Origin of the sequence: Paracoccus sp. MC1862 (genome assembly GCF_016617715.1) — a bacterium.
GTDB lineage: Bacteria > Pseudomonadota > Alphaproteobacteria > Rhodobacterales > Rhodobacteraceae > Paracoccus.
The window spans coordinates 1,197,355-1,223,162 of record NZ_CP067225.1; the positions used below are offsets into that span (position 1 = coordinate 1,197,355).

Here is a 25,808-nt window from a genome sequence, read left to right on the forward strand (position 1 = left end):
CCCCGTTGTTCCTGCGCCGGGCAGGGTCATGCGCCGCGGCCCGCTTGTCCAGCGGACCCGCGCGGATTTCCGGTAGGCGGCAACTCAGGTTGCCGGGACAAGCTCGCGTTCGCGCGGCAGCAGGGCCGTCAGCAGTCCCAGCACCGGCAGCACCGAGCAGAGGTTGAAGACGAAGCCGATCCCTTGGGCGTCCGCGACCGCCCCCAGCACCGCCGCCGCGATCCCGCCCATGCCAAAGGCAAAGCCGAAGAACAGCCCGGCGATCAGGCCCGTCCGCCCCGGCACCAGCTCCTGCGCGAAGACCACGATGGCGGGCGCGGCCGAGGCGATGATCGCGCCCACCAGCACCGTCAGCACGGCGGTCGTGCCCAGCCCGACATGCGGCAGCAGCAGCGAAAAGGGCAGCACGCCGAGGATCGAGAACCAGATCACCTTGCGCGCGCCCACTTTGTCCCCGACGATGCCTCCCAGCATGACGCCCGCGGCCGAGCCGAACAGCAGCAGGAACAGCATCACCTGCGAGGCTTGCGCGGTCATCCCGAATTTCTCGATCAGGAAGAAGGTGTAGTAGCTGGTCAGGCTGGCCATGTAGAAGGCCTTGGTCATCGACAGCACCGCCAGCACCCCGATGGCCATGGCGATGCGGCGGACGGGCAGGACTGGCCCCGCGGCCACGCGCAGCGCCCCGGCCTTGCGCCGGCCCTCGGCCCAGCGCCCGACCTGCCACAGCACTCCCGCGCCGCCCAGCGCGATCAACGCCAGCCAGCCCAGCACCGGGCGGCCCAGCGGCACCACAAGGAAGGCGGCCAGCAGCGGCCCCAACGCCTGCCCGCCGTTCCCGCCAAGCTGGAACAGCGACTGCGCCGTCCCGAATCGCCCGCCCGAGGCCGTCCGCGCTACCCGCGAGCTTTCCGGGTGAAAGATCGACGACCCCAGCCCGATCAGCATCGCCCCCGTCAGCAGCACCGGATAGCTGCCCGCCTGCGCCAGCGTCAGCACGCCTGCAAAGCTGCACAGCATCCCCACCGCCAGGGACCGCGGCATCGGGTGGCGGTCGGTGACCATCCCCACCACCGGCTGCAGCAGCGAGGCCGTGACCTGGAAGGCAAAGGTCATCAGCCCGATCTGGGAATAGCTCAGCGCGAACTCGGCCTTGAGCAGCGGGTAGATGGCCGACAGCAGCGACTGCAGGATGTCGTTGACCATGTGGCACAGGCTGATCGCGATCAGCACGGGCCAGGCCGGACCCGTCGAAACCCGCGCCGCGGGCCGGGGCGCCGAGATGTCGCTTGTTGTCACACCCGTGATCCTTTCCGCCCATCGCCGACGCCGGATTTCCAGCCTTTTACGGAAGGTCGTCAGGAACGTCCTGGAACTGTCAAGAGACAGCCCCGACCAAAGCGGAATGAAGAAAATCAATAATTTGTCAATACAGACCCGCCATAGATTGACGCAACGTCAGATTGGCTTAAACTTTCTCTTGCGAAAGTTGATTATCTTTAAGGGCAGCTTTCCCCGGTGCTGAAGTTTGGTCTATGATCTTGCCCGCAAGGATCGGAATATTATGACAAATCTTCGACGTCATTCCGCGCGCCCCACAGGGTCACCCCCGGCAGGTGGACGGGCGGTCACCTGGGCGGGCATTCGCGGGGTGATCATGGATAGAATCACCCACGGGATCTATCCGCCCGGCTCGCTCATCCCCACCGAACATCAGTTCGCGGCCGAGTTCGGCAGCGCAAGGGCCACGGTCAACCGCGCGCTGACCTCGCTGGCGGAACGGGGCGTGCTGGAACGGCGCCGCCGCGTCGGCACCCGCGTCGTGCTGGGGCTTGATCCGGCAAGCCAGCGCGCCAAGCTGCCGGTGATCCGCGACATGGTGGAAGGGCGCGGCCACAAGTTCAACCTGCACTTTCTGGGCCGGGTGGACCGCCCCGTTCCCACTCCCATTCGCGAGCGGCTGTTCCAGAGCGATGCCGCCGACCTGCGGGAATATTGCGCGCTGCTGTGTGCGGACGACACCCTTATCTGCGCCGAGCGGCGGTGGACCGACATGCTCGCCCTGCCCGGTCTGACCGAGGAGGTGTTGACGACCACCAGCGCCAATGAATGGATCGCGCTCAATGTCACGATCACGCTGATCGAGCGCACCGTCTCGGCCCATCGCGCGGCCGAGGTCGAGGCGGACGGGCTGCTCGATTGTCAGCCCGACGCGCCGGTGCTGGTCAATGAAACCGTGCTGTGGATCGGGTCAAAGCCGGTCAGCCTGGCGCGCCACAGCTTCGTGCCGGGCTTTCAGTTCGACCCGACACTGTCCTGACCCCGGCGCAGGGCGGCAAAGCCCGCTGCCCGCTTGCCCAGAAAGGCGGCCATCCCCTCGGCCGCCTCGGCCGAGCCCAGGGCAAGGGCCATCGGCTCGACCTCGGCATCAAGTTGCGCCTCCATCAGCGCGGCCCTTGCGCCGGTCAGCAGCGCCTTGATCGCCGCCTGCGCCCCGGCCGGTCCCTGCGCCAGCCGGACCGCGATCTCCTCGGCCGCCGCCAGAGCCGTGCCCGGTTCCACTGCCGCGTTGATCGCGCCCAGGGCCGCCATCCGCTCGGCCCCGATCGGCTGCCCCAGCAGGCAAATCTCGGCGGCAAGCGCGGGCGGCAGCGCCGCCGTCAGGCTGCCGGAAAGCCCTCCGTCAGGGATCAGCCCCGCATTCACATAAGAGGCGGTGAAGCGCGCGTCCCGCCCCGCCACCACCAGGTCGCAGGCCAGCGCCAGCGAAATGCCCGCCCCTGCCGCGCCCCCTTCTACCGCCGCGATCACCGGGCGCGGGCAGTCGATCATGGCGCGGACCAGCGACTGCAGGTCCTCGATCGCGGCCTGGCGCTGGGCATGGGTCATCTGCGGTGCGGTCATCAGCACCGTCAGGTCGCCGCCCGCGCAGAAGAACCCCTCGGCCCCGGTGACAATCACGGCGGCGATGCGCGGCTCGGCCGCGGCCTGCGCCAGCGCCTCGCGCAAGCCGCTGTAGAAGCCGGCGGTCAGCGCATTGCGCCGCTGCGGATTGTCGTTGACGACGACCAGATGGGTGCCCCGATCCTCGATCCGGCAGTTCTCTTGCGGCATCCGTTCCTCCGTTGCTGCGGCAGGCTAGGCGCGGGGCACGCGCCCCCGCAAGCCCGACGCGAGGTCACGCCGCCTCGGGCCGCCACGGTCAACCAATATTGACCCGCGCGGGCTTGGCAGAGCCGCCCGCTGCTGCGAGTGGTGAGCATCTGATTTCAAGGAGCCATTGCCGGATGTCCCGTCCCACCGCCCTGCGCCTGCTGCCGATGCTGACCGCCGCGATGCTGATGCTGTCCACCGCCCTGCCCGCGGCGGCGCAGAGCAAGCGCGCCGACATCGCCCTGGCCGACATCGAGGCGGCCACCTACCCTGGACGGGGCGACCTGCCGCCCGGCCAGTCGGCGCTGACGGCCAAGATGCAGATCCTTCTGGACCGCTCGGGCGTGTCGCCGGGGATCGTGGACGGCTTTCGCGGCGGCATGAGCGAAAGCGCGGTGCGGGCGTTCGAACGGATGCACGGCCTGCCGCAGGACGGCGTTCTGGACCCGCAGGTCTGGGCGCTGCTGCAGCGGAACGCGGTCTCGCCCCTGACCTCGACCTACACCATCACCCCCGCGGATGCCGAGGGGCTGGTGGACCGCATCCCGACCGACTACGCCGAAAAGGCGCAGATGCCGTCGATGGGCTATACCTCGGTGCTGGAGAAGCTGGCTGAGCGGTTCCACATGGACGAGAAGTTCCTGGCGCAGTTGAACCCCGGCGCCAGCTTCGCGCCGGGCGAGACAATCAACGTCACTGTGCCCGCCAAGCCGATCCGCGCCACCGCCCTGCGCGTCATCGTGGACGCCGAACGCCGGCGGGTCGCGGCCTATGACGCGGGCGGGCGGATGGTCGCGGATTACCCGGCGACGGTCGGCTCGTCGGCCACGCCTTCGCCGCAGGGGACGCATCTGGTCGAGGCAGCGGTGATGAACCCTGACTATACCTACAACCCCAGCATCAACTTCAAGCAGGGCGAGAACGACAAGGTGCTGCGGATCCCGCCGGGACCGAACGCCCCGGTCGGCAATGTCTGGATCGACCTGTCGAAGCCCACCTACGGCATCCACGGCACACCCAATCCGTCCCAGCTTTTCGTCAACCAGAGCAACGGCTGCGTGCGGCTGACCAACTGGGACGCGCAGGAACTGGCGAAGATGGTGGTGCCGGGGCAGACGGTGGTGGACTTCCTGCCGCCCGGCGTGACCATCGCGGATGTGACCCCCGCGGTCGAACCGGCGGTCCTGCCCGATGCGGCGGGCACCACGATTGCCGCAGCCGTGCAGGACGCGGCGGCATCCGCCCCGGCCATGGTCACGGCCAGCCGTCCCATTCCCCGGCGAGTGCTGCCCGGCGGCGCCCCTGCCGCCGATACCCCGCTGGCCGTGGCGGTCGAGGCGGCCGTGGCGGCAGCGGCCGCGCCCATGGCGGTGCAGGGAACGGACCCGCTCGCCTCGGCGCTGAGCGGGGCGACAAACGGGGCGCTGGACCCGCAGCCCTATACGGCTCCGGCGGGCGCCGTGGCTTCGGGGGTGAACTGAGGATGGGGCGGCGGGCATTGCTGTCGCTGACGCTTGCCGCCGCCCTCGCGCAACCGGGAATGGCGCAGGACGCGGGATCAGGCGCGCTGCCCCCGTTGGCAGTCCCGCCCATCCCGAGGCCCGAAACCCCGGCGCTGGTGCCTGCGGATGACAAGGCCCCGCCATCCTCGGGCGCCCTGATCCCGCCCGAAGCCTACGACCAGCCTGTCATCCCTCTTGGCACCCCCCGGCCTGCGGCATTCGAGACCCTGCGCGAATCGGATTTCGACCATGCAGCCTGCCGGCTGGGACTTGTCATGCTTGGGGTAGATCATGCCGAGGTCCCGCCCCTCACTGACCCGGACCAGCGCGATTGCGGCATCGCCCGCCCGGTCGAGCTGCGCGCCATCCAGCCCGGCATCACGGTCGAGGGCAGCCCGGTCCTGCGCTGCGACACGGCCCGCGCCCTTGCCCTGTGGCTGCGCGAGATGGTCGTTCCCGCCGCAAGCCGGCTGCCGGGCAGCCCGCGCCTGACCTCGGTCATCACAGGGCCCGGCTATGCCTGTCGGGGCGTCGTCGGTGGCTCGACCGGGGGGCGGATCTCGGAACATGCGCTGGGCAATGCCATCGACATCGCGGGCTTCGGCTTCGACGACGGCTCGCGGGTCGAGATCGCCCCGACCGCGGATCGCGGCGACCTGGCCGCGGCGTTCCAGAACGCGGTGCAGGGCTCGGCCTGCCTTTACTTCGCCACCGTGCTGGGACCGGGCAGCAACGCTGCCCATGACGACCACCTGCACCTGGACATCAAGGCCCGGCAGGGCGGCTTCCGGCTGTGCCAGTGAGCTGTCAGCGCCGATTGCGTTCCAGGTCGAGATAGCCGGGATCGAAGCGCGCCAGCCGCACCAGCTCCGGCCAGTCCAGCAGTTCGACCTCGGTTCCCGACCAGCGCAGCAGCTTGCGGTCGCGCAGGTCGCGGACCGCCCGGTTGATGTGGATCGAGGAATAGCCGAGGATGCTCGCCAGTTCGCGCTGCAGCAGGGGCAGCGTCATCCGATGGTTGCGGGCCGCGCCCACGGCGGCAAGGCGGGTGTAGATCTCGCACAGAAGATGGGCCAGATGCGCGCTGGATCGCAGCGCATTCGCGGCGACGAGCCATTGGCGATGGATGGCGGCGTCGATGGCGGTGGTCATCCACAGAAGCCGCGTCAGATGCGGGTGATTCTTCGTCACGTCGTCCAGATGGGCGTGATCGACGAACTCGACCTCGGCCGTGCCGAAGGCCAGGATGCTTTCCTCGACCTTCGACAGCACGAAGCCGTGCAGGTCCATGAAGTCGCCGGGGATATGCAGCGCGCTGATGACGCGCTGGCCGGCGCGGCCCGGCAGGACATGCAGCCGTCCCGCCATCCCGCGCAGCACAAGGCAGCTTTCGTCCGGCTCTTCGCCCGCGGCGATGATCGTCTGGCCGTTGTCGAAGCTGCGGGTCCTGGTCGGGATCGAGCGCAGCTTGGTCAGGTCACGCGCGCTCAACTCGTCGCGAAGCTGAAGGTAACGGATAAAATATTCGCTGAGCGCCATCTTCCACACCGCCGCATATTCCAGCGGTTGATTGTCGGGGGGCACGGCCAGATGCAATCCCGGGAAATGCCGCCTTAACAAAAGAATATGGCGCCGCGCGGCGCAAGCTGAAAACTTGGCGGAAAAGGGGCGGCAATGCCGCCCCCTTCATTGCCGTGCCGGATGAAGGTTCAGCGACGGTCGAGGTCGCTGTTGCGGTCCACCACCTGGCCGCGCTCGTCCTCGATCTCGACCTCGGTCTTGCGGACTGTGTCGCGCACGGTCTCGGTGTGCGATTCGACGTCCTTGCTCAGCCCGATCTCCTCGACGACGCGGGCTTCCTTCTGGACGACCGCGGATTCGGCATATTCGCTCGCCTCGATGCTGCGTTCCTGGAAGTCGGCGCTGTCGGCGGGACGGTCCACGGGGCGGCGTTCGACATGGACACGCTCGCTGCGAAGCTCGACATCTTGCTCGACCGGTGTCTCGACCACATAGGAGCGCACGCGCACGCGGCCGCCCTCGGTCTGACGCTTGCCGACGGTCACCTGTTCTTCGACGACGTCGATCTTGCCCTCGGCGTTCAGGTTCGCGTCCATGCCGGCGCTGCGCTCGCCGGCATAGCCTGCGGCCGCGACCTCTCCGGCGCCGTAGCCGGTCCAGCCCTCGGTCCGCCATTCGGCCTCACGGGCGTCCAGATCGACTGCGCCCTCGTTATCCAGAATGTCCAGCGCGGTTTCATACTGGTTTTCGGGGATGTTGCGCACCGTGACCAGATAGCCGCCGCGGTTCAGGCCCTCGGCATAGGCATAGCGGTCTTCCTCGGGGAAGAAGAAGTCGCCGATCGATTCAAAGAAGCCGCGGTCGGTGCGGGCCTCGGCCGAATACTGGCGGGTGCCGTAACCTTCGTTTTCCTGCCCGGTCAGCACCACATCGGCGATGCCGGCGGCTTTCAGCGCGGAAACGGCGCGGTCAGCATCGGCGCTGCTGTCGAACATCGCCGACAAGCTGCGCATCGAACCGGCGTTCACGGATTCCATAGCCATTTTCACATCCTCACAAGTTTACAGATCGTGGTCGGGAAGTCCGCCCTGCCCCGTCACGGGGCCGGGATCGGCCGCGTCGGGGTCCAGCGGCTCGACCACGGCGCGCTGGCGGCGAAGTGTCACCGGAACATCGACCGTTTCGGTCGAGCGGGTCCGGCGAATATGGATTTCCTCGACAAGGAACAGCTTGGTGACGACGACTGCCCGTTCCTCGACAACGGGGATGATGGTGACATCGCCATCCTTGCGAATGTCGGGCATCACCTCGATCTCGCGATCGACGGGGTGGCGCGTGACCTCGACCTGCCCGGATTCAAGCGCGACCGGGTGCAGCACCGGCGCCTCGTCGGTGACGACGCGGACGCGGACGCCGCCTGTCTGGTGGCGTTCGACGGAAATGCGGGCTTGCTCTTCGACGATGGTCAGGACATCATCGGTGGCAATGCGGGTTTCCGCCTCGCGGCCCTGAAGGTTCGCGGGGTCTAGGGTATTTCCATCGCGGTCCTGGCGTGTCGTCATCGGGGGCGCGATCCTCGCTCGTGTCAAATCTTCGACGCGACGATCCGTTGATCGCGGTCTCCCCAAGAACGTGATCGCGGGCGATCCGGTTTCCGCGATAAACAAACGTTCATGTGATCCCGGCCGGACTTGACCTTTCGTCCGTCAGCCCATTCTGGGCGCATGGCCTGCCAGTGCGTCTCCCAGCATCTGGAAACTCTGCTGCGCATCATCCGATTTCAGCGCCACGAAGCCGTCGAGCGCGGGGTTGATCCGCACCGCCTCGTCCAGCCTGGGATCGCTGCCCGCCGCATAAAGCCCGGCCTTTATCATCAGCTCGGATTCCGCATAAAGGCCCAGCGCCGCCCGCGCCCGCGCGATGAAAGCGTTTTCGACCGTGCTCGCCGCGTGCGGCAGCGAGCGCGAGACCGACCGCAGCACATCCACTGCCGGAAATCGGCCGCGTTCGGCGATGGCGCGGTCCAGCACGACATGCCCGTCCAGCACGCCGCGCAGGATGTCGGCGACCGGCTCCTCCATGTCCGATGCCGCCACCAGCACGCTGAAGATCGCGGTGATGTCGCCCGCGCCCTCCGGCCCCGGCCCGGACCGTTCGGCCAACGCCATGATCATCTGCGAGGTCGAGGGCGGAAAGCCGCGGTGGCTGGGCGCCTCGCCCGAGGCGAGCGCGATCTCGCGATGCGCCTCGGCGAAGCGGGTAATTGAATCGGCCAGGAACAGGACGTGGCGGCCCTGATCGCGGAAATGCTCGGCCACGGTCATGGCAGCCCAGGCGCAGCGCCGCCGCATCAGCGGCGACTGGTCCGAGGTCGCGGCCACCACCACCGCCCGCGCCATCCCCTGAGGCCCGAGCGTCGTTTCCACGAACTCGCGCAACTCGCGCCCCCGCTCGCCCACCATGGCGATCACCACGACATCCGCCGTGACCCCGCGGGCAAGCGCCGAGAGCAGCGTCGTTTTCCCCACCCCAGAGCCGGCAAACAGCCCGATCCGCTGCCCCCTCACGATCGGCAGCAGCGTGTCGAAGACGGCAAGCCCGGTGTCCAGCCGCTCGCCCAGGCGGCGGCGCGAGGCGGCGGGCGGGGGCGGGCTGCGGAAACGGCGGTCTTCGTGCCCCGCGCGCAGCGGACGGCCGTCCAGCGCACATCCCAAGGGATCGACGATGCGACCGATCCATGCGTCGCAGGGCGCGATCACCGGACGGAACAGCAGTTCGACCGGCGTCCCGATGGACAGCCCGTCGGTTGCGCCTTCGGGCAGGATCAGCGCGGCTTGCGGGTCCAGCGCGATCACCTCTCCGCTCAGGACTCCGTCCAGAAGGGCCACACGGTCGCCGACCGAGGCGATGTGGTTCAGTCCCCCCGCCTCGACCACGCCCGCGCGGATGGCGGTGACGCGGCCGAAATGGCGGCTGACCCGCAGCCTGCGGATGCGCGATGCGATCGCTTCGATCCGGTCCATGTCGGCTTTCTCCCCCAAGGCAAAATTTCCGCTCGAAACGGTTTCTAAACCTTCTGTGGTTAAGACCCGGTTTATCGCGGTTCAGGAGGACCCACTTTGTTTGCACGGATCGATACGATGCGGATGGCGCAGGCGCTGGGCCAGCACGCCGCGAATCGGCATCGCGTGACGGCGATGAACGTCGCCAACGCCGACACGCCGGGCTACCGCGCCCGCGACCTGCGCGACTTCGACCCGGATCGCGGACCCGGCATCGGCCTGCGGGCGACACGGCCGGACCATGTCGCGGCGGGCCAGTGGGGCAGCCGGCGCGGCACGCCCGTGGATGCGGGCGGCGAACCCTCGCCTGACGGCAACACCGTCTCGCTGGAGGACGAGATGGTGCGCGCGGCGGATGCCTCGCGCCAGTTCAACCTGTCGCTGTCGGTGATGCAGTCGGGAATGACGATGCTGCGGACCGCCACCGGGCGGAGGGGCTGACGATGACCGAACTTTCCGCCACGGCCATCGCCGCCTCGGGCTTGCGCGCCCAGGGTGTCAGGCTGCGCCACATCTCGGAAAACATCGCCAATGCCGACACGCCCGGCTACCGCCGCAAGCTCGTCAGCTTCGAGCCGGGACGCGATTTCGGCCGCGACACTGGCACCGTGCAGGCCGGGCGGATGCGGCACGACCGCGCCGAACTGCCGCAGGTCTATGCCCCCGGCCATCCGCTGGCGGACGGGGACGGCTATTACCTCGGCTCGAACGTGGACCTGGTGATCGAGGTCGCCGACGCGCGCGAAGCCAGTCGCAGCTACGAGGCCAATCTGAAGATGTTCGAGCAGGCGCGGCAGATGTCCTCGTCGCTTCTGGACCTGATCCGTCGCTGAAAGGGGATGCCATGATCTCGCTGACCACCGCCGCCCTGCAGACCGGCAGCCGCGTCGCCTCGGCCTATGCCGAGGCCCGCGCCGCCGCCGCTCCTTCGGCCACCGGCGCTGCCCCCGCAATGACGGCCGCCGCCCGCGACTTCGCCGCCGTGATGGAAGCCGCCGATACCACCGCCATCGGCGCGATGCAGGGCCGCAGCGACACTCAGGCGCTGGTGCAGTCCATCGCCCAGGCGCAGGTCGCCCTCGAAACCGCCGTCGCCATCCGCGACAAGGTCGTCGAGGCATACCAGGAAATCCTGAGGATGCCGGTCTGATGGACGAGAACCTCATCTTCGACGTGACCCGTCAGGCCCTGTGGATCGCCGTCCGCATGTCGGCCCCGCTGCTTGCGGTCGCGCTGGTCACGGGCGTCGTCATCGGGCTGTTCCAGGCGCTGACCTCGGTGCAGGAGATGACGCTGACCTTCGTGCCCAAGGTCGGGCTGATGCTCGCGGTCTTCTGGGTCACGATGAGCTTCATGACCTCGACTCTGGCCGGGTTCTTCGCCGACCAGATCCTGCCCCTGGTCGCGGGGGGCTGAGGCATGGACAACGCGATCTACGCCGCCCTGACCCGGCAGGCCGGGCTGATGCGGGAAATGCGGGCTGTCGCCAACAACATGGCCAACAGCTCGACCACCGGCTTCCGCCGCGAGGGGGTGGTGTTTTCCGAACACATGACCCCGCTGGGAGGCCGCAGCACCCTGTCGATGGCGAACGCCCACGGGCGCGAGGTGGACCTGTCGCCCGCGCCTTTGGCGCAGACCGGCGGCAAGCTCGACCTCGCGCTGGAACGCGAGGGGTTCTTCATGGTCCAGACCCCGCAGGGGAACCGGCTGACCCGCGCGGGCGCCTTCATGGCCTCGGCCGAGGGCGAGCTGGTCAATGCCGACGGCCACCGCGTCCTTGACGATGGCGAGGCGCCCATCGCCCTGCCCCCCGGCGCCCGCAACATCGGCGTCGGCCCGGACGGCACGATCTCGGCCGACGGCGAGCCCGTGGGCCGCGTCGGCATCTTCGCCCAGCCCGATCCCACCCGCCTGCGCCACGAGGGCGGCACGCTGTTTGCCGCCGAGGGCGCCATGCCCGCGCCCGAGGCCGTGGTGCGGCAGGGCTTCCTTGAGGAATCCAACGTCAACCCGGTGCTCGAGATCGCCCGCATGATCGAGGTCCAGCGCGCCTACGAACTGGGCCAGTCCTTCCTTGATGGCGAGGACCAGCGCATCCGCGCCGCCATCGCCGCCACCACCCGCTGACCGCCAGAAAGGCCTTTCCGATGAGAGCATTGCAGATCGCCGCGACCGGCATGGCGGCCCAGCAGACAAGGGTCGAGGTCATCTCGCAGAACCTCGCCAACATGTCGACGACCGGCTACAACGCCCGTCGCGCCGAGTTCGCCGATCTCGCCTATCAGCAGGTCACGCGGCCGGGCACCATCGCGGCGGCGGACGGCACGATGGTGCCTGCGGGCGTGCAGATGGGCCTTGGCGTGCGGCCCACGGCGGTCACGCTGACACTGGCGCAGGGAGCATTGTCGCAGACCGGCGGCGATCTGGACCTGGCGATCGACGGTCTGGGCTATCTTGAGGTCACGATGCCCTCGGGCATGTCGGGCTATACCCGCGACGGCGCGCTCAAGCGCTCGGCCGAGGGGCTGATCGTGACCTCGGACGGCTTTCCGGTCGCCCCCGGCATCACCATCCCGGTCGAGGCCCGCAGCGTCTCGATCAGCGGCTCGGGCGAGGTTTTCGCCTATTTCGACGACCAGATCGAGCCGCAGAACCTCGGCCAGATCACCTTGGCGAGCTTTGTCAACGAAAAGGGGCTGGAGGCCACCGGCTCGAACCTGTTCCTTGAAACCCCGGCCTCGGGGGCGCCGCTGATCGGCGTGCCCGGAGAGCAGGGCATCGGCACGCTGAGGCAGGGCTATCTTGAGGAAAGCGCGGTCGATCCGGTGCGCGAGATTTCCGAACTCATCAAGGCGCAGCGGGGATACGAGCTGAACTCCAAGGTCATCACGGCGGCCGACCAGATGCTGGGCGCCACGGTGCAGGTGCGCTGATGCGGAGCTTGCTGTTCCTCGCGCTGCTGCTGCCGACCATGGCGGATGCCGAAGGGCTGGTCGCAACTCGCAACCTTCCCGCGGGCACGATCCTTGCGTCCGAGGATCTTGCGGTGGCCCCCGCCGGCCGGCCGGGCCTGAACGCCCCCGAGGCCGTGGGCAAGCAGCTTCGCACCGCGGTCTACGAGGGCCGCGCGATCTCGGCAGGGCAGTTGACCGCGCCGACGCTGGTCAGCCGCAACCAGCTTGTGACCCTCGCCTATGAAAGCGCCGCCCTTCGCATCGAGACCGAGGGCCGCGCCCTCGGCTCGGGCGGCGAGGGCGACGTGATCCGGGTCATGAACCTCAGTTCGCGGGCCACACTGATGGCCCGCATCAATGCCGACGGCACCCTGACCGTCGCCCAGCGCTGAAGGATTCGCGCATGAAGACGAAGCATATCCCCCTCGTCCTCTGCCTTCTCGCCGCCTCTGCCTGCGGGCGGGTGGCCGACGTGGGCAAGGTTCCCGAGATGAGCGCCCCCCACGCCACGCCCGAGTTCCAGGCGATGGCCGAGCCGGTGCTGCCCGTGGGCCAGGTCCGCCCGGACAGCGGTGCCTCGCTATGGGCGGGGCAGCAGTTGTCGCTGGTGGGCGACCGCCGGGCCGGGGCGCGCGGCGACATCCTGACCGTCGTGATCGAGATCGACGACAAGGCCGAGATCCAGAACAGCTCGGGCCGCTCGCGCAGTTCGTCCGAAAGCGTGGGCATCCCGCAGATGATCGGCATTCCCCAGCGCCTCGACGAGAAGCTGCCCGAGGGCGCGAGCATGGCGGAACTCGCCTCGGCCAAGGGGGCCTCGACCTTCAAGGGCACTGGCAACATCTCGCGCCGGGACAAGCTGACGCTGCGGGTCGCGGCAACGGTGATCGACAGGCTGCCCAATGGCGTGCTGCACATCCAGGGCTCGCAGGAGGTGCGGGTGAACTACGAGGTCCGCGAACTGACCGTTTCAGGCTTCGTGCGGCCCACCGACATCAGCCGCGACAACGAGGTCGCCTATGACCGCATCGCCGGCGCCCGGATCAGCTATGGCGGGCACGGCCAGATCAGCGACGTCCAGCAGCCCCGCTATGGCCAGCAACTGGCCGACATCGTCCTGCCCTATTGAGGCCGCCCATGCTGAAGAAGCTGTTGCCCGTGGTGCTGTCGGCGGTCGCCTTTCTTGGCGGCGCTGCAGGTGGCGAGATGCTGAAGCGCGGCGGCTCTGCCGAAACCGCCGTTTCGGTGGACGCCAATACGGCGGTCGGGGGCGGAACCGTGCCGGTCACCGCCGGGCAAGAGGCGGCGGATGCCCCTGCGCCACCCCAGAATGCCGTGGCAGATGGGCACGGATCACCTCCCGCGCCCGCTGCCGGGCATGGGAAAAGTCCGGTCGGCCATGGAAAGACCGAAGGAGAATCCGGTACCGCCTGGTTCAAGTTTCCCCAGCAGTTCTTCGTGCCGGTCATCCACGACGGACGGCTGGACAGCACGATGATCCTGGCGCTTTCGGTCGAAATGCCGGCCGCCGCACGGGAAACGGTGTATGCTCACGAGATCAAGCTGCGCGATGCGCTGCTGCGCCAGTTGCTGATCTACGCCAACACCGGCGGGTTCGACGGCAACTTCACCACCGAGGTGCAGCTTCGCAAGCTGCGGGAAACATTGACCGCAACCGCCCAGGGCGTCTTGCCCGAGATCTCGGGCATCCTGATCGGCGATATCGCAAGGCAGGAGAGATGAGCCACCGCCGCAGCGCCCTGCCCTGAACGCTTGGTCGAGAGGAGTGCCTGAAGCGGGATTGCCCTTGCATCGTCCCGGGGCACGGCACCGGACAAGGGCATAAGGGTCGGCGGCATGACGTCCCGCTGGCGCCCTGCCCTGCAAAACGCTATGCGCGTCGCATGGACAAGACGCTGCGGATCGCGATCCTGCTCGCCACCTATCAGGGCGGGCGCTACATCGGGGCGCAGCTTGACAGCCTTGCGGCGCAGGACCATCGCAACTGGCGGCTGATCGTGTCGGATGACGGCTCGACCGACCAGACGCTTCATATCGTGCGGGGCTTTGCGGCTCGGCATCCCGGCCGTGATATCCAGATCCTGCGGGGGCCGCGGCAAGGGGCAACGCGGAACTTCCTGTCGATGATCGGGGCGGTCGAGCCGGGCGATGCGCTCGCCTGGTGCGATCAGGACGATGTCTGGCTGCCAAGCCGGCTGTCGCATGGCGTCGAGGCCCTTGCCGCGGCGAAAGAGCAGGCCGGGACCGGCTTTGGCATCCTGCATGTCACCCGCACGACCATCTGCGACGCGGATCTGCATCCGTTGCGGCCGGCTCCGCTTTACCGCCGCCCCGCGTCATTCGCGAATGCGCTGGTGCAGGCCTGCACGCCCGGCAACACCATGCTGGTCGATCCCGCGGGCGTGACCCTGCTGAAAGCCGCGCAACCGGGCGCGATGGAGGCCGGGGTGATCTCGCATGACTGGTGGAGCTACCAGGTGATCTCGGGCGCGGGCGGGCTGGTCATCCGTGACCCTCGGCAGACCGTGCTTTATCGCCAGCATCGCGGCAATGTCATGGGCCGGAACGACACGCCACGCGCCGCACTGGCGCGGCTGGGCCGGCTTGGCGCGGGGGACTATGGCAATTGGCTGCGGCAAAACGTGGCCGCGCTGGATGCGGCCCGCGACGTGCTTACACCCGAGAACGCGGCAATGCTGGACGGCTTCGCTGCCGCCATCACGGCGCCGGGCCCGTTGGCGGCAGCGCGGCTTGCACAGCTGAGCGTCTATCGTCAGACGCGCGCAGGCACCGCGGCGCTGCTGCTGGCGGCGGCGGCCGGACGGCTACACCCCTGAACCGCTGCAGCGGGCCGGCCGGGAGGAAGGCATGAGTAATCCAGTGGCGCCCCGCCGAGGATCCCCTCTGGGCTCAGGTTGCCACCGAAGCCTCTCTATTTGCGCCTTGGTGCCAAGCTATGGCTTGCGCTGCCGGTCCATGACAGCCTTGCGGGACCAATCGCCGGCTGGCCAGCCCACAATAATCGATGCGAGAGACCAACGGCCTGAAGTGAAGATCACGGGGAAGGCGAGTGCTCAGATATACAGAAGAAGAAAAGCAGGAGGTTATCGATTACTACCTCCGGCAGTCGCCCGAAGGCACCGAGGCGAAGTTCGCACAGAAGGTTTACGCCGAGTCAGTTATCGGACACACGCACGCGGTCTGGGACATTCACGCAAGCGACGGCCGATGGTGGGTCATAACGAACCCCACCAATCTGTATTCGCAGGACCAGTTCCCGAACATGGACTTGGCGATCACGTTCCACATGGGACTCTGCCTGCGAATACCCCGCAACGACCTCAGGCAAGCAGATGTGGAGAGCGTGCGCCCTTTCGCCGATGTCCTTCGATCCGTCACGGATTGCGAGGCGGCGCTTGGTCAGGCGAACGATCCGGGTGCGTTCCGCGCTATCGGCGTGCGGTGCCGTGAGATTCTTCTCGCCTTCGTTCATGCCGCTCAGGATGCTTGCGCGTGGCCGGAACAGGACAGGCCCCAACGCTCGAACTTCAAGGCCTGGGTCGATTGGATTTTCGACAGGTTTCTGGGCGGCACTGACAACCGCGAGCGGCGCCGGCTCATCAAGACGACATTGAAAGAGGCGTGGGACCATGTGAACTGGCTTACGCATTCCCAGTCAGGAAAATGGACGGACGCCGAAATTGCGACGAACGCAGTATCTCATGCAATCGGCATGGCGATCTCGATCTGCGTGCGGCATCTTCGCGGCGTGCCGGGCCAGTGCCCGGCCTGCGCGTCTCATCGCCTCTTTCCAGAGGAAGGCATGGACCCGGAAAACCTCGCAGTCATCTTCGAGCGACCGGTTTGCGGAAACTGCGGATGGGCCGGAGAGCCCGTGCCGACAGGCGAGAGGACGCAAGAGCAGTTGGCACAGATCATCACGAGGGAAGGAAAAGAATCCGACAAGTGCGGGATCATGCAGACGCCGCTCATGGAGATCATGGGTCGGCAGGGCAAATAGACGCGGTATCGTCCCCGATGGTCCAGCAGGGACGAGACCGCGTCTTGCGGCGGCCTCGTCCCGCCTTTGCTGCGCGGTCCTAGACCAGCCGCCCGTGGCAGTTCTTGAACCGCTCGCCCGAGCCGCAGGGACAGGGATCGTTGCGCGACGGGTTGCCCCAGGTCGAGGGGTCGTTCTCGACGAACCCGGGCGCGTGGGCCGAAGCCTCGCCGCCCTCGGCCTGCTCGTGCTGGGGGCGCATCGCGGCGGCCTGGGCAGCCGCCTGAGCCTGATATTGGCGCAGCATCTGCTCACGCTCGGCATCGGTCAGCGGGCGGATGCGGGCGAGGTTCTGGGTGACGTCGTCGCGCAACCCGTCCAGCAGGTTCTCGAACAACTGGAACCCCTCGGTCTTGTATTCAGACAGCGGGTCACGCTGGGCATAGCCGCGGAAGCCCACGACGGACCGCAGGTGTTCCAGCGTCACCAGATGCTCGCGCCACTTGCCGTCGATCTGCTGCAGCAGGACCTGCTTTTCGATCTGGGCCATCTGGTCGGGGCCGAACTGCTCGGCTTTCTGGGCCATGTAGGCATCGGTCGCCTCGCGGATGCGTTCGGCCACCGTCCCGCGGTCCACGCCGTCCTCGGCCGCCCAGTCGGCGATGGGCAGGTCCATGTTCAGCCGTTCCACCACGGCGGTTTTCAGCCCGGCGCTGTCCCACTGCTCGGGATAGGCGCGTTCGGGCAGGAACTCGTCGATCAGGTCGTCGATGACCTGGTGGCGCATGTCGGCGGCGATGTCGCTGACATCGTCTGATTCCATGATCTCGCGGCGCTGCGAAAAGATCGCCTTGCGCTGGTCGTTCATCACGTCGTCGAACTTGAGAAGCTGCTTGCGGATGTCGAAGTTGCGCCCCTCGACCTTGGCCTGGGCGCGTTCCAGCGACTTGTTCACCCAGGGGTGGATGATGGCCTCGCCTTCCTTCATCCCCAGCGTGGACAGCACCTTGTCCAGACGTTCCGAGCCGAAGATCCGCATCAGGTCGTCTTCGAGGCTCAGGAAGAACAGCGACCGTCCGGGGTCGCCCTGACGGCCCGAGCGGCCCCGAAGCTGGTTGTCGATGCGGCGGCTTTCGTGGCGTTCGGTCGCAAGGACGAACAGCCCGCCCGCGTTCAGGACCGCCTGCTTGTCGGTGGCGTGCTCGGCCTCGATCCGGGCGCGCAACTCGTCGGGGTGGGCCTGCGGATTCGCGGCCAGCGCCTGCAGCACCTTCATTTCCACGTTGCCGCCAAGCTGGATGTCGGTGCCGCGACCGGCCATGTTGGTGGCGATGGTGACGGCGCCGGGCTTGCCGGCCTCGGCCACGATATAGGCTTCCTGTTCGTGCTGGCGGGCGTTCAGGACGTTGTGGGGGATGCCCTCGGCCTTCAGCATCTCGGACAGCATTTCCGACTTCTCGATCGAGGTCGTGCCGACCAGCAGCGGCTGGCCCTTGGCGTGCGCCTCCTTGATCGCCTCGATCACGGCAGCGTATTTCTCGGTTGCCGTGCGGTAGACACGGTCGTGTTCGTCGACGCGCTGGATCGGGCGGTTGGTCGGCACCTCGACCACGCCCAGCTTGTAGATTTCGGCGAACTCGTCGGCCTCGGTGGCCGCCGTTCCAGTCATGCCGGCAAGCTTCTCATACAGGCGGAAGTAGTTCTGGAAGGTGACGGAAGCCAGCGTCACGTTCTCGGGCTGGATGTCCACGCCCTCCTTCGCCTCGATGGCCTGGTGCAGACCGTCCGACAGGCGGCGGCCCTGCATCATGCGGCCGGTGAACTCGTCGATCAGCACGACCTCGCCGTCCTTGACGACATAGTTCTGGTCGCGGCGGAACAGCTTGTGCGCCCGCAGCGCCTGGTTCGCGTGATGGACCACGGTGGTCGATTCGGGATCATACAGCGTCTGGTTCGGCGGCAGGACGCCCGCCTCTTGCAGCCGCTTTTCCAGGAACTCGTTGCCATCCTCGGTGAAGGTGGCGTTCCGGGTCTTCTCGTCGATGGTATAGTGATCCGCAGTCAGTTCCGGGACGAACTGGTCCAGGGTCCGGTAAAGCTCGCTGCGGTCCTGCGAAGGCCCCGAGATGATCAGGGGCGTCCGCGCCTCGTCGATGAGGATCGAGTCCACCTCGTCCACGATGGCGAAGAAATGGCCGCGCTGGCTCATTTCCTCGATCGAGCCCTTCATGTTGTCGCGCAGGTAGTCGAAGCCGAGTTCGTTGTTCGTGGCGTAGGTCACGTCGGCGCGATAGGCATCGCGCTTTTCCGCGTCCTGCTGGAAGGGATAGACCACCCCCGTCTTCATCCCCAGCGCGGTGAAGACCTTGCCCATCCACTCGGCGTCGCGCTTGGCGAGGTAGTCGTTGACGGTGACGATATGGACGCCCTTGCCCGCCAACGCGTTCAGATAGGCGGGGAAGGTGGCGACAAGGGTCTTGCCCTCGCCCGTCTTCATTTCGGCGATATTGCCCCCGTGCAGGAAGATGCCGCCCATCAACTGGGTGTCGAAGGCGCGCAGGCCAAGGGCCCGGCGCGCGGCCTCGCGGCAGTTGGCGAAGGCTTCGGGCAGCAGCCGGTCAAGGCTTTCGCCGGACTGGGCGCGTCCCTGAAGCTCGCGCGTCTTGCCGATCAGGTCGGCGTCCGACATCGCCTGGAACTGCGGTTCCAGCGCGTTGATCTGCTGGACGAGCGGCCGGACCGATTTCACCTTGCGGTCGTTGGGAGAGCCGAAGATCGACTTGGCCAGATTTCCGATGCCGAGCATGGTGTCCTGTCAGGTTTGGCGCGGCGGGCGTGACCCCACTTGCCCCGACCGACGGCCTTGCCCTATCAGAAGGCCGGAAAATCGGCGGCGGGCGCGCATTTTCGGTTGCGCCGGATGTAGGCCCCGCCCGCCCCACTGTCAACGCCGACGCCCCGGCTGGCCAAGCCGCAAGGCGATCCATCTCGTGAAGGATGCCCCTGCCATGCTGAAATCGCTTCCGGCCCTGATGGCCGCCGCCCTGATGGCCGCGCCCGCGCTGGCGCAGGCGCCTGCCGAAACGCCCCCCGCGACGGCCGAGGCCACGGGCGCCCCCCGCGCCGATACCGTTGTCGCAACCGTGAACGGCGAGGCGGTCACGCTGGGCCAGATGATCGCGATGCGCGAAAGCCTGCATTCCTCTGCAGTCGAGGGCCTGCCCGACGCGGCGCTGTGGGACCTGATGCTGGATCAGATGATCCGGCAGGCCGCCGTGGCCCAGGTCGCCGCGCAGTGGCCCAGCCCGCGCGACAAGGCCGTGCTGGAAAACGAGCGCCGCGGCTACCAGTATGCCGCCACGCTGGAAAAGGTCGCCGCCCCCGAGCCGAGCGAAGAGGAACTGCGCGCCGCCTATGACGCGGCCTTCGGCACCCAGACCGAGCCCAGGACCGAATACAGCGCCGCCCATATCCTTGTCGCGACCGAGGAGGAGGCCAGGGCCATCGCCGACGAGCTGGCGAATGGCGCCGATTTCGGGACGCTCGCCGAGGAACGGTCCACCGACAACAGCAGCGGGAACAAGGGCGATCTCGGCTGGTTCACGGCCGACATGATGGTCAAGCCCTTCGCCGACGCGGTGGTGGCGCTTGAAAAGGGCGCCATCTCTGCCCCGGTGCAGTCGCAGTTCGGCTGGCACGTCATCAGGCTGAACGATTCGCGCACTCAGACCCCGCCCGAGTTCGAAGCCGTCCGCGACCAGCTTGCCAACGAGGTCCGCCGCCAGAAGGTCGAGGCCGAGGTGCAGGCCCGCGTCGATGCCGCGACGATCGAGAAGACTCCGGGCCTCGATCCGACGCTGCTGAGCCGCAGCGAACTGCTGGACAACTGATCATGGCCAAGGACAAGAGCGATGCGAAGTCCGGGAAGAAGGCCGGAAAGGCCAAGACCAAGGACAAGGCCGTGGGGAAGAAGGCGGGGAAATCCGCCAAGCCGGTGCTCGTCTCGCCGCTGGCGCCCAAACACTTCCCCGACCTGCCGGTGATCGCGGGCGTCGAGTTCGCCTCGGGCGCGGCGGGGATCAAGTATCAGGGCCGCACCGACGTGACGCTGGTGAAGCTGCCGCCGGGAACCGCCATCGCCGGGGCCTTCACCCGGTCATCCACCCGCGCGGCCTGCGTGCTGGACTGCCAGGACAAGCTGTCGGGCAGCCAGGATACCGACCAGGGCGCGGCCATCGTGGTGAACTCGGGCAACGCCAATGCCTTCACCGGGGCCGAGGGCCAGCGCGCGGTCGATGCGGTCACGGATGCGGTGGCCCGCGCCCTGGGCGTGCCGGCGCGGCGGGTCTTCTCCTCCTCGACCGGGGTGATCGGGGAACCGCTGCCCGCGCAGAGGATCACCGCCATCGTGGACCAGCTTGCGGCCGATCTGGACGAAGGCGGGATTGCCGGGGCCGCCCGCGCGATCATGACGACCGACACCTTCCCCAAGGGCGCGGGCGCCGAGATCGAGGTGGACGGCGGCACCATCCGCATCGCCGGGATCGCCAAGGGCTCGGGCATGATTGCCCCCGACATGGCGACGATGCTGGTCTATCTCTTCACCGACGCGAAGATCGAGGCGAAGCTTCTGCAGCGTATCCTGTCCTCGCAGATGGACGAGACCTTCAACGCGATCACGGTGGACAGCGACACCTCGACCTCGGACGCGCTGATCCTGGCGGCCACCGGGCGGTCTGACGCCCCCGCAATCACCGACCTGCGCAGCAAGCCCGCCCGCGCCTTCACGGATGCGCTGGGTGGCGTCATGCGCGACCTTGCCCAGCAGGTGGTCCGCGACGGCGAGGGCGCGACCAAGTTCGTCGAGGTGCAGGTGACGGGCGCGGCGAACGATGCCGACGCCCACAAGGTCGCCATGGCCATCGCCAACAGCCCGCTGGTCAAGACCGCCATCGCGGGCGAGGACGCCAACTGGGGCCGGGTCGTCGCCGCAGTCGGCAAATCCGGGGCGCAGGCCGACCGCGACCGGCTGTCGATCCGCTTAGGCGACATGGTACTGGCCGAGAACGGCTGGCGGGCGCCCGGCTATGACGAGGCCGCCGTAAGCGCCTACATGAAGCAGGACGATCTGGTGATCGGCGTCGATCTGGGCCTGGGCCGCGGCAAGCGCACGGTCTGGACCTGCGACCTGACGCATCGCTACATCGACATCAACGCCGATTACCGGTCGTAAGGGAAGCCGGGGGCTTCGCGCCCCCGAACCCCCGCGGGATATTTGGACGAAGAAGATGGACGAAGGCTTCCGCATGGTTCTGGTCGCGGCGGTCGCGCTAATCGACGCGGACGGTCGGGTGCTGCTGGCGCGGCGGCCGGAGGGCAAACCCATGGCGGGCTTGTGGGAGTTTCCGGGCGGCAAGGTCGATCCCGGAGAAACCCCCGAAGCCGCCCTGATCCGCGAGCTTGACGAGGAACTGGGCATCGAGACCTGGAACTCCTGCCTCGCGCCGCTGACCTTCGCCAGTCACGCCTATGACAGCTTCCACCTGCTGATGCCGCTTTATGCCTGCCGCCGCTGGCAGGGCACGCCCCAGCCGCGTGAAGGGCAGGAACTGGCTTGGGTGCGGGCCGCCGATCTTGCGCGCTATCCCATGCCGCCGGCTGACGTGCCACTGGTGCCGATCCTGCGCGACTGGCTGTGACCTGCGCATTTCGTCGCAGGCGCATGTGGCGCCGTTGCGTCATTCTTCCGGCTTTCCGCTGCGCCGCCTAGTTATCGCTAACCTTTCATCAACGGTTTGGCGACAATATGGGCCATGTTCCCATCAGGGGTCGGAAAGTTCGGGAGGATTGAAGGATGATTCGCACAATCACCGTGGGTAGCTGCATCTCTGTCCAAGGCATGTTCGAACGCGACATGGGCAATGGCCAGATCGCCGTTCGCGTGGGCGAGCAGACCTATGTCGGAAAACCGGTCCAGCGCTGAAATGGCAGGCAGCCAGCACAGCGGGTCGGCAGAAAGATGACGGGGCCGCTTGCCCGGCGGCCTCGTCCATGATCCCGCGCATGTCCGGCGATGCTTTCGCCGGACATGCGCGGGATGGGGCTTTCTTCAGGACAGGGCGCTTTTCTTCACATCGGGGTTGCTTGCCGAGGTGCTGGCTGGAGGCTGATCCCGAGGATCACTTCCCTTGGCCCGCGCGCCCCAATCAGACGCGTCTTCGGGTCCGCGCCGTGACGCCCTGAACGGACACCCATTTTCTCGATTTCTTCAGCAGACCACCGCCAAGCCGTCCGCCATGCTGGCGGATTCGGTTGCTGCCTCCACATCAGCACTTCCGGCTTCTTCGTCTTTCCCCATGCGGCAAAGAAAAACGGCGCGTTCCGTGGGTGGAACGCGCCGCCTGTTCTGCTTTCCGGGGCTCAGAGCTTCCGCTCGACTTCCTCGCGTTCGAAGATCTCGATGATGTCGCCCTTGCGGATGTCGTCGTAGTTTTCAAACGCCATGCCGCATTCCTGACCGGACTGCACTTCCTTGACCTCGTCCTTGAAGCGCTTGAGCGTCTTCAGCGTGCCTTCGTGGATCACCACGTTGTCGCGCAGCAGGCGCACGCCTGCGGAACGACGCGCCACGCCTTCGGTGACAAGGCAGCCAGCAACGTTGCCGACGCCGGTGACGCGGAAGACTTCCTTGATCTCGGCGTAGCCGATGAAGTTCTCGCGCACTTCGGCCGACAGCAGGCCCGAGGCCGCCGCCTTGATGTCGTCGATCAGGTCGTAGATGATCGAGTAATACCGGATCTCGACGCCCTTCTGGTTCGCGGCATTCCGCGCCGGGGCATTCGCCCGGACGTTGAAGCCGATGACCGGCGCGCTGGACGCCTCGGCAAGACCGATGTCAGATTCGGTGATCGCACCCACGCCGTAATGCAACACGCGGACGCGGACCTCTTCGTTGCCGACCTTTTCCAGCGCCTGGACGATGGCTTCGGCAGAGCCTTGCACGTCGGCCTTCACCACCACCGGCAGTTCGGCCACGCTTTCATCAGCCTTGGCCTTTGCCATCAGTTCCTGCAGCGTGGTCGCGGCACCGGCGGCGGCACGCTTGTCCTTGGCGGCCTCGCTGCGGTAGTCCGCGATCTCGCGGGCCTGCGCCTCGGTTTCCACCACGTTCAGCACGTCGCCCGCCTCGGGCGTGCCGTTCAGGCCCAGCACCTCGACCGGGGCCGAGGGACCAGCCTCGCTGACGCGCTCGCCCTTGTCGTTGATGAGCGCGCGAACCTTGCCCCACTGTTCGCCGACGACGAAGATGTCGCCCTGCTTCAGGGTGCCGTTCTGGACCAGAACCGTGGCGACGGGGCCGCGGCCCACGTCCAGCTTGGCCTCGATAACCGCGCCAAGCGCAGCGCGTTCGGGGTTGGCCTGCAGTTCCAGGATCTCGGCCTGCAGTGCAATGGCTTCCAGCAGCTCGTCGATGCCTTCACCGGTATGGGCAGAGACCTCGACGTCCTGCACCTCGCCCGACATCGCTTCGACCACGATCTCGTGCTGCAGCAGGTCCGTGCGGACCTTCTGCGGATTGGCGCTGGGCTTGTCGATCTTGTTGATCGCCACGATCATCGGCACACCCGCCGCCTTGGCGTGGTTGATGGCCTCGACCGTTTGCGGCATCACGGCGTCATCCGCCGCCACCACCAGCACGACGATATCGGTGACGTTCGCACCGCGCGCGCGCATCGAGGTGAAGGCCGCGTGGCCGGGGGTGTCCAGGAAGGTCAGCAGCGCACCCGATTCGGTCGTCACCTGATAGGCGCCGATATGCTGGGTGATGCCGCCGGCTTCGCCCGAGACGACATTGGCCTGGCGGATGCGGTCCAGCAGCGAGGTCTTGCCGTGGTCCACATGGCCCATGATCGTGACGATCGGGGCGCGGGGCTGCAGGTCCTCGGGCTTGTCCTCGACGGTGTGGATGACCTGTTCCACGTCGGCGTCAGAGACGCGGACGGCCTTGTGGCCGAATTCCTCGATCACAAGCTCGGCGGTATCTGCGTCGATGGTCTGGTTGGCCGTGACCATCATGCCCATTTTCATCAGCGACTTGATGATGTCGCCGACACGCTCGGTCATCCGGTTCGCAAGCTCACTGACAACAATGGTTTCCGGCAGTTGCACGTCGCGGAACTGCTTTTCGGCGCGCTGCGACTGGCCCATCGCCTTGGCGCGGGCCTTTTCCTGCTTGCGCTTCATCGCGGCAAGGCTGCGGACGCGCCCGCCCTCGCCCCCGGCAAGCGCCTGGGTCAGGGACAGCCGGCCGGTGCGGCGGTTTTCCTCGGCCTTGGCCTTGGCCTTGGCGTCACTGTCGCCGCTGGTATCGCGGCGGTCGCGGTCGGTGCGGCGCGGGCCCGTCGCCACGCCGGGCTTCTCGGCCCGGGCAGCAGCGGCTTCGGCCGCGGCACGGTCGGGGGTCGCGGCGCGGTCGGCGGGCTTGGCCGTGACCTCGGCCTTCTTCTGGGCACGCAGCTCGGCTTCGCGCAGCTTGCGGGCGTCCTCCTCGGCCTTGGCCTTGAGGGCTTCCTCGCGCTCGCGCTCCTCGCGCTCCTTCGCCTCGATCTCGGCGCGGCGGCGCTCGCGCTCTTCCTCGCGCGCCTTTTCCTCGGCCGCGCGGCGCGCGTTGTCCTCGGCCTCGCGCGCCTTGGCGGCGGCAAGGGCCTTGAGGCGACGCTCCATTTCGGCTTCGGTAATCCCGGCCGGGCGCTTGGACGGGTCCGAGGCCACCGAGGCAGGCGAGTTCGGCCGCAGCAAGGGATTCGGCCCCGTCGCCGGCTTGGGCGTCACGACGCGCTTGCGCTTGGTCTCGACCACCACGTTATGCGTGCGCCCGTGGCTGAAGCTCTGCTTCACCTGGCCCGAACGCCCGCCCGTGCCGCCGCCCAGACCCAGGGGCTTCTTTCCGTCTCTATCGCTCATCCGCTCTCGAATCCTTCCCGGCAACCGAATTGCCGATTTGCCCGCGCAGACCGTTCAGTCTGCTGGCGTCCCTGATAACCTTGTCGGTCAGGCCTCCACGCGCGAGCGCGCTGTGTATGACATGATCGCGCCCGAAAGCCAAACCCAATTCCGACGCCGTAAGGCACCCGAACCAGCGTCCGCCGGTCGGGGTCCACAGCTTGCCCTTGCCACGGTCCGAACCGTCGCTGGCTTGGAACAGCACCTTGGCCTTGCCGTCGGCCAGCCAGCCCTTGACCTTCTCGAATCCCGCCACGGCATCGCCGGCCTTGCGGGAAAGCGAGATCAGCTCGACCACCCGACGCGCCAGCGCCGCCTCGATCCCGTCCACGAGATCCGGCTCTGCTCTTACATGGGCCTTCGCACCGCGGGAAAACAGCCCCTTGTCGGCAGCTTTTTGCAATGCGGATCTGTCTGCCGCGACCCAGAAGCCCCGGCCCGGCAGTTTCTCGGCAAGATCGGGCACCACCATGCCGTCCGGCCCCGCGACGAATCGGATCAGCCCGGCCTTGGGCTGAACCTCGCCCGTGACGAGGCAGCGCCGTTCCGGCGGTGCCTCGCGGTCCTTTTCACGACCCCCGCGCGTCAA

At 67.5% G+C, this 25,808-nt stretch carries 27 protein-coding genes; 18 read left to right on the plus strand and 9 right to left on the minus strand.

All coding sequences use genetic code 11. From position 1 onward, the window contains the following. Positions 1-84 precede the first annotated feature (84 nt). On the minus strand, positions 85-1,299 hold the full coding sequence (locus JGR78_RS05985; protein ID WP_234450878.1) for an MFS transporter: 1,215 nt from the start codon (positions 1,297-1,299) through the stop codon (positions 85-87). A 358-nt stretch (positions 1,300-1,657) separates the two neighbouring features. Here JGR78_RS05985 and JGR78_RS05990 point away from each other — a divergent pair, with 358 nt between their 5' ends. Beyond that, a complete protein-coding gene (locus tag JGR78_RS05990; protein WP_182791312.1) occupies positions 1,658-2,320 on the plus strand; it encodes a GntR family transcriptional regulator in 663 nt (220 codons plus the stop codon). On the opposite strand, the gene JGR78_RS05995 is transcribed toward JGR78_RS05990, so the two are convergent. Then, positions 2,296-3,114 carry an oxepin-CoA hydrolase, alternative type gene (locus JGR78_RS05995; RefSeq protein WP_182791311.1) on the minus strand — a complete coding sequence of 273 codons (819 nt, stop codon included), beginning with the start codon at positions 3,112-3,114 and terminating at the stop codon, positions 2,296-2,298. The genes JGR78_RS05990 and JGR78_RS05995 overlap by 25 nt on opposite strands. A 173-nt stretch (positions 3,115-3,287) precedes the next feature. Here JGR78_RS05995 and JGR78_RS06000 point away from each other — a divergent pair, with 173 nt between their 5' ends. Both JGR78_RS06000 and JGR78_RS06005 read left to right on the plus strand, forming a co-directional pair. Further along, on the plus strand, positions 3,288-4,634 hold the full coding sequence (locus JGR78_RS06000) for a L,D-transpeptidase (protein ID WP_182791310.1): 1,347 nt from the start codon (positions 3,288-3,290) through the stop codon (positions 4,632-4,634). Positions 4,635-4,636: 2 nt separating this feature from the next. Beyond that, positions 4,637-5,458, plus strand: coding sequence for an extensin family protein (locus JGR78_RS06005; protein WP_182803538.1), 822 nt, complete (start codon positions 4,637-4,639; stop codon positions 5,456-5,458). Positions 5,459-5,462: 4 nt separating this feature from the next. Here the strand turns inward: JGR78_RS06005 and JGR78_RS06010 are convergent, their stop codons facing one another. The 4 genes from JGR78_RS06010 to JGR78_RS06025 form a co-directional block, all read right to left on the minus strand. Beyond that, positions 5,463-6,239 carry a Crp/Fnr family transcriptional regulator gene (locus tag JGR78_RS06010; RefSeq protein ID WP_234450879.1) on the minus strand — a complete coding sequence of 259 codons (777 nt, stop codon included), beginning with the start codon at positions 6,237-6,239 and terminating at the stop codon, positions 5,463-5,465. Between the two features lie 125 nt (positions 6,240-6,364). Next, a complete protein-coding gene (locus JGR78_RS18075) occupies positions 6,365-7,219 on the minus strand; it encodes a YsnF/AvaK domain-containing protein (protein ID WP_234450880.1) in 855 nt (284 codons plus the stop codon). 18 nt (positions 7,220-7,237) lie between these two features. Then, the gene (locus JGR78_RS06020) at positions 7,238-7,738 is read right to left on the minus strand and encodes a YsnF/AvaK domain-containing protein (RefSeq protein WP_182803540.1); all 501 of its coding nucleotides are present in this window, start codon (positions 7,736-7,738) and stop codon (positions 7,238-7,240) included. A gap of 144 nt (positions 7,739-7,882) precedes the next feature. Further along, a complete protein-coding gene (locus JGR78_RS06025; RefSeq protein ID WP_182803542.1) occupies positions 7,883-9,199 on the minus strand; it encodes a FliI/YscN family ATPase in 1,317 nt (438 codons plus the stop codon). A 96-nt stretch (positions 9,200-9,295) separates the two neighbouring features. On the opposite strand from JGR78_RS06025, the gene JGR78_RS06030 reads away from it, so the two are divergent. The 11 genes from JGR78_RS06030 to JGR78_RS06080 all read left to right on the plus strand — a co-directional run bounded on the left by JGR78_RS06030 (position 9,296) and on the right by JGR78_RS06080 (position 16,237). Further along, positions 9,296-9,679, plus strand: a complete 384-nt coding sequence (locus JGR78_RS06030) for a FlgB family protein (protein ID WP_182803544.1) — start codon at positions 9,296-9,298, stop codon at positions 9,677-9,679. Positions 9,680-9,681: 2 nt separating this feature from the next. Continuing rightward, the gene (gene flgC / locus JGR78_RS06035) at positions 9,682-10,071 is read left to right on the plus strand and encodes a flagellar basal body rod protein FlgC (protein ID WP_182791305.1); all 390 of its coding nucleotides are present in this window, start codon (positions 9,682-9,684) and stop codon (positions 10,069-10,071) included. 11 nt (positions 10,072-10,082) lie between these two features. After that, on the plus strand, positions 10,083-10,388 hold the full coding sequence (locus JGR78_RS06040) for a flagellar hook-basal body complex protein FliE (protein ID WP_182791304.1): 306 nt from the start codon (positions 10,083-10,085) through the stop codon (positions 10,386-10,388). Continuing rightward, positions 10,388-10,654 carry a flagellar biosynthetic protein FliQ gene (locus tag JGR78_RS06045; protein WP_182791303.1) on the plus strand — a complete coding sequence of 89 codons (267 nt, stop codon included), beginning with the start codon at positions 10,388-10,390 and terminating at the stop codon, positions 10,652-10,654. Before JGR78_RS06040 ends, JGR78_RS06045 begins: the two co-directional genes overlap by 1 nt. Positions 10,655-10,657: 3 nt before the next feature. After that, positions 10,658-11,368 carry a flagellar hook-basal body complex protein gene (locus tag JGR78_RS06050; RefSeq protein WP_182791302.1) on the plus strand — a complete coding sequence of 237 codons (711 nt, stop codon included), beginning with the start codon at positions 10,658-10,660 and terminating at the stop codon, positions 11,366-11,368. Between the two features lie 20 nt (positions 11,369-11,388). Next, complete coding sequence (gene flgG, locus JGR78_RS06055) at positions 11,389-12,174, plus strand: flagellar basal-body rod protein FlgG (RefSeq protein ID WP_182791301.1); 786 nt, start codon at positions 11,389-11,391, stop codon at positions 12,172-12,174. Next, positions 12,174-12,587, plus strand: a complete 414-nt coding sequence (gene flgA, locus JGR78_RS06060; protein ID WP_182791300.1) for a flagellar basal body P-ring formation chaperone FlgA — start codon at positions 12,174-12,176, stop codon at positions 12,585-12,587. The genes flgG and flgA overlap by 1 nt, the downstream gene beginning before the upstream one ends. Before the next feature lie 11 nt (positions 12,588-12,598). Beyond that, positions 12,599-13,324 (plus strand): flagellar basal body L-ring protein FlgH, encoded by a 726-nt coding sequence (gene flgH, locus JGR78_RS06065; RefSeq protein WP_182791299.1) that lies wholly within the window; start codon positions 12,599-12,601, stop codon positions 13,322-13,324. 8 nt (positions 13,325-13,332) lie between these two features. Continuing rightward, entirely contained in the window at positions 13,333-13,938 is a 606-nt protein-coding gene (locus JGR78_RS06070) for a hypothetical protein (RefSeq protein ID WP_182791298.1), read from the plus strand. Positions 13,939-14,099: 161 nt separating this feature from the next. Next, the gene (locus tag JGR78_RS06075; RefSeq protein WP_182791297.1) at positions 14,100-15,053 is read left to right on the plus strand and encodes a glycosyltransferase; all 954 of its coding nucleotides are present in this window, start codon (positions 14,100-14,102) and stop codon (positions 15,051-15,053) included. Between the two features lie 233 nt (positions 15,054-15,286). Further along, positions 15,287-16,237, plus strand: a complete 951-nt coding sequence (locus tag JGR78_RS06080; RefSeq protein ID WP_182803546.1) for a hypothetical protein — start codon at positions 15,287-15,289, stop codon at positions 16,235-16,237. Between the two features lie 79 nt (positions 16,238-16,316). On the opposite strand, the gene secA is transcribed toward JGR78_RS06080, so the two are convergent. Further along, positions 16,317-19,022 (minus strand): preprotein translocase subunit SecA, encoded by a 2,706-nt coding sequence (gene secA, locus JGR78_RS06085; RefSeq protein WP_182803548.1) that lies wholly within the window; start codon positions 19,020-19,022, stop codon positions 16,317-16,319. Between the two features lie 202 nt (positions 19,023-19,224). On the opposite strand from secA, the gene JGR78_RS06090 reads away from it, so the two are divergent. The 4 genes from JGR78_RS06090 (at position 19,225) to JGR78_RS18400 (ending at position 22,199) form a co-directional block, all read left to right on the plus strand. Continuing rightward, positions 19,225-20,106 carry a peptidylprolyl isomerase gene (locus tag JGR78_RS06090; RefSeq protein WP_234450882.1) on the plus strand — a complete coding sequence of 294 codons (882 nt, stop codon included), beginning with the start codon at positions 19,225-19,227 and terminating at the stop codon, positions 20,104-20,106. 2 nt (positions 20,107-20,108) lie between these two features. Continuing rightward, on the plus strand, positions 20,109-21,449 hold the full coding sequence (gene argJ, locus JGR78_RS06095; RefSeq protein ID WP_182803551.1) for a bifunctional glutamate N-acetyltransferase/amino-acid acetyltransferase ArgJ: 1,341 nt from the start codon (positions 20,109-20,111) through the stop codon (positions 21,447-21,449). A gap of 55 nt (positions 21,450-21,504) precedes the next feature. After that, entirely contained in the window at positions 21,505-21,915 is a 411-nt protein-coding gene (gene mutT, locus JGR78_RS06100; RefSeq protein ID WP_182791293.1) for an 8-oxo-dGTP diphosphatase MutT, read from the plus strand. Between the two features lie 155 nt (positions 21,916-22,070). Further along, the gene (locus JGR78_RS18400) at positions 22,071-22,199 is read left to right on the plus strand and encodes a hypothetical protein (protein ID WP_255434732.1); all 129 of its coding nucleotides are present in this window, start codon (positions 22,071-22,073) and stop codon (positions 22,197-22,199) included. 437 nt (positions 22,200-22,636) lie between these two features. Here JGR78_RS18400 and infB read toward each other — a convergent pair whose 3' ends face one another. After that, positions 22,637-25,180, minus strand: coding sequence for a translation initiation factor IF-2 (infB, locus tag JGR78_RS06105; RefSeq protein WP_182791292.1), 2,544 nt, complete (start codon positions 25,178-25,180; stop codon positions 22,637-22,639). Further along, positions 25,170-25,808 carry an RNA-binding protein gene (locus JGR78_RS06110; protein ID WP_182791291.1) on the minus strand — a complete coding sequence of 213 codons (639 nt, stop codon included), beginning with the start codon at positions 25,806-25,808 and terminating at the stop codon, positions 25,170-25,172. Before JGR78_RS06110 ends, infB begins: the two co-directional genes overlap by 11 nt.

Bases quoted from the DNA above. Each gene is read 5' to 3' on its own strand.
- flgH (WP_182791299.1), top strand. From the start codon at position 12,599: ATGAAGACGAAGCATATCCCCCTCGTCCTCTGCCTTCTCGCCGCCTCT.
- flgA (WP_182791300.1), top strand. From the start codon at position 12,174: ATGCGGAGCTTGCTGTTCCTCGCGCTGCTGCTGCCGACCATGGCGGAT.
- flgG (WP_182791301.1), top strand. From the start codon at position 11,389: ATGAGAGCATTGCAGATCGCCGCGACCGGCATGGCGGCCCAGCAGACA.
- argJ (WP_182803551.1), top strand. From the start codon at position 20,109: ATGGCCAAGGACAAGAGCGATGCGAAGTCCGGGAAGAAGGCCGGAAAG.
- infB (WP_182791292.1), bottom strand. From the start codon at position 25,180: ATGAGCGATAGAGACGGAAAGAAGCCCCTGGGTCTGGGCGGCGGCACG.
- JGR78_RS06050 (WP_182791302.1), top strand. From the start codon at position 10,658: ATGGACAACGCGATCTACGCCGCCCTGACCCGGCAGGCCGGGCTGATG.
- JGR78_RS06045 (WP_182791303.1), top strand. From the start codon at position 10,388: ATGGACGAGAACCTCATCTTCGACGTGACCCGTCAGGCCCTGTGGATC.
- JGR78_RS06090 (WP_234450882.1), top strand. From the start codon at position 19,225: ATGCTGAAATCGCTTCCGGCCCTGATGGCCGCCGCCCTGATGGCCGCG.
- JGR78_RS06020 (WP_182803540.1), bottom strand. From the start codon at position 7,738: ATGACGACACGCCAGGACCGCGATGGAAATACCCTAGACCCCGCGAAC.
- JGR78_RS18075 (WP_234450880.1), bottom strand. From the start codon at position 7,219: ATGGCTATGGAATCCGTGAACGCCGGTTCGATGCGCAGCTTGTCGGCG.
- JGR78_RS06075 (WP_182791297.1), top strand. From the start codon at position 14,100: ATGGACAAGACGCTGCGGATCGCGATCCTGCTCGCCACCTATCAGGGC.
- JGR78_RS05995 (WP_182791311.1), bottom strand. From the start codon at position 3,114: ATGCCGCAAGAGAACTGCCGGATCGAGGATCGGGGCACCCATCTGGTC.
- JGR78_RS06070 (WP_182791298.1), top strand. From the start codon at position 13,333: ATGCTGAAGAAGCTGTTGCCCGTGGTGCTGTCGGCGGTCGCCTTTCTT.
- JGR78_RS06040 (WP_182791304.1), top strand. From the start codon at position 10,083: ATGATCTCGCTGACCACCGCCGCCCTGCAGACCGGCAGCCGCGTCGCC.
- JGR78_RS06000 (WP_182791310.1), top strand. From the start codon at position 3,288: ATGTCCCGTCCCACCGCCCTGCGCCTGCTGCCGATGCTGACCGCCGCG.
- secA (WP_182803548.1), bottom strand. From the start codon at position 19,022: ATGCTCGGCATCGGAAATCTGGCCAAGTCGATCTTCGGCTCTCCCAAC.
- flgC (WP_182791305.1), top strand. From the start codon at position 9,682: ATGACCGAACTTTCCGCCACGGCCATCGCCGCCTCGGGCTTGCGCGCC.
- JGR78_RS05990 (WP_182791312.1), top strand. From the start codon at position 1,658: ATGGATAGAATCACCCACGGGATCTATCCGCCCGGCTCGCTCATCCCC.
- JGR78_RS06025 (WP_182803542.1), bottom strand. From the start codon at position 9,199: ATGGACCGGATCGAAGCGATCGCATCGCGCATCCGCAGGCTGCGGGTC.
- JGR78_RS06005 (WP_182803538.1), top strand. From the start codon at position 4,637: ATGGGGCGGCGGGCATTGCTGTCGCTGACGCTTGCCGCCGCCCTCGCG.
- mutT (WP_182791293.1), top strand. From the start codon at position 21,505: ATGGACGAAGGCTTCCGCATGGTTCTGGTCGCGGCGGTCGCGCTAATC.
- JGR78_RS18400 (WP_255434732.1), top strand. From the start codon at position 22,071: ATGATTCGCACAATCACCGTGGGTAGCTGCATCTCTGTCCAAGGCATG.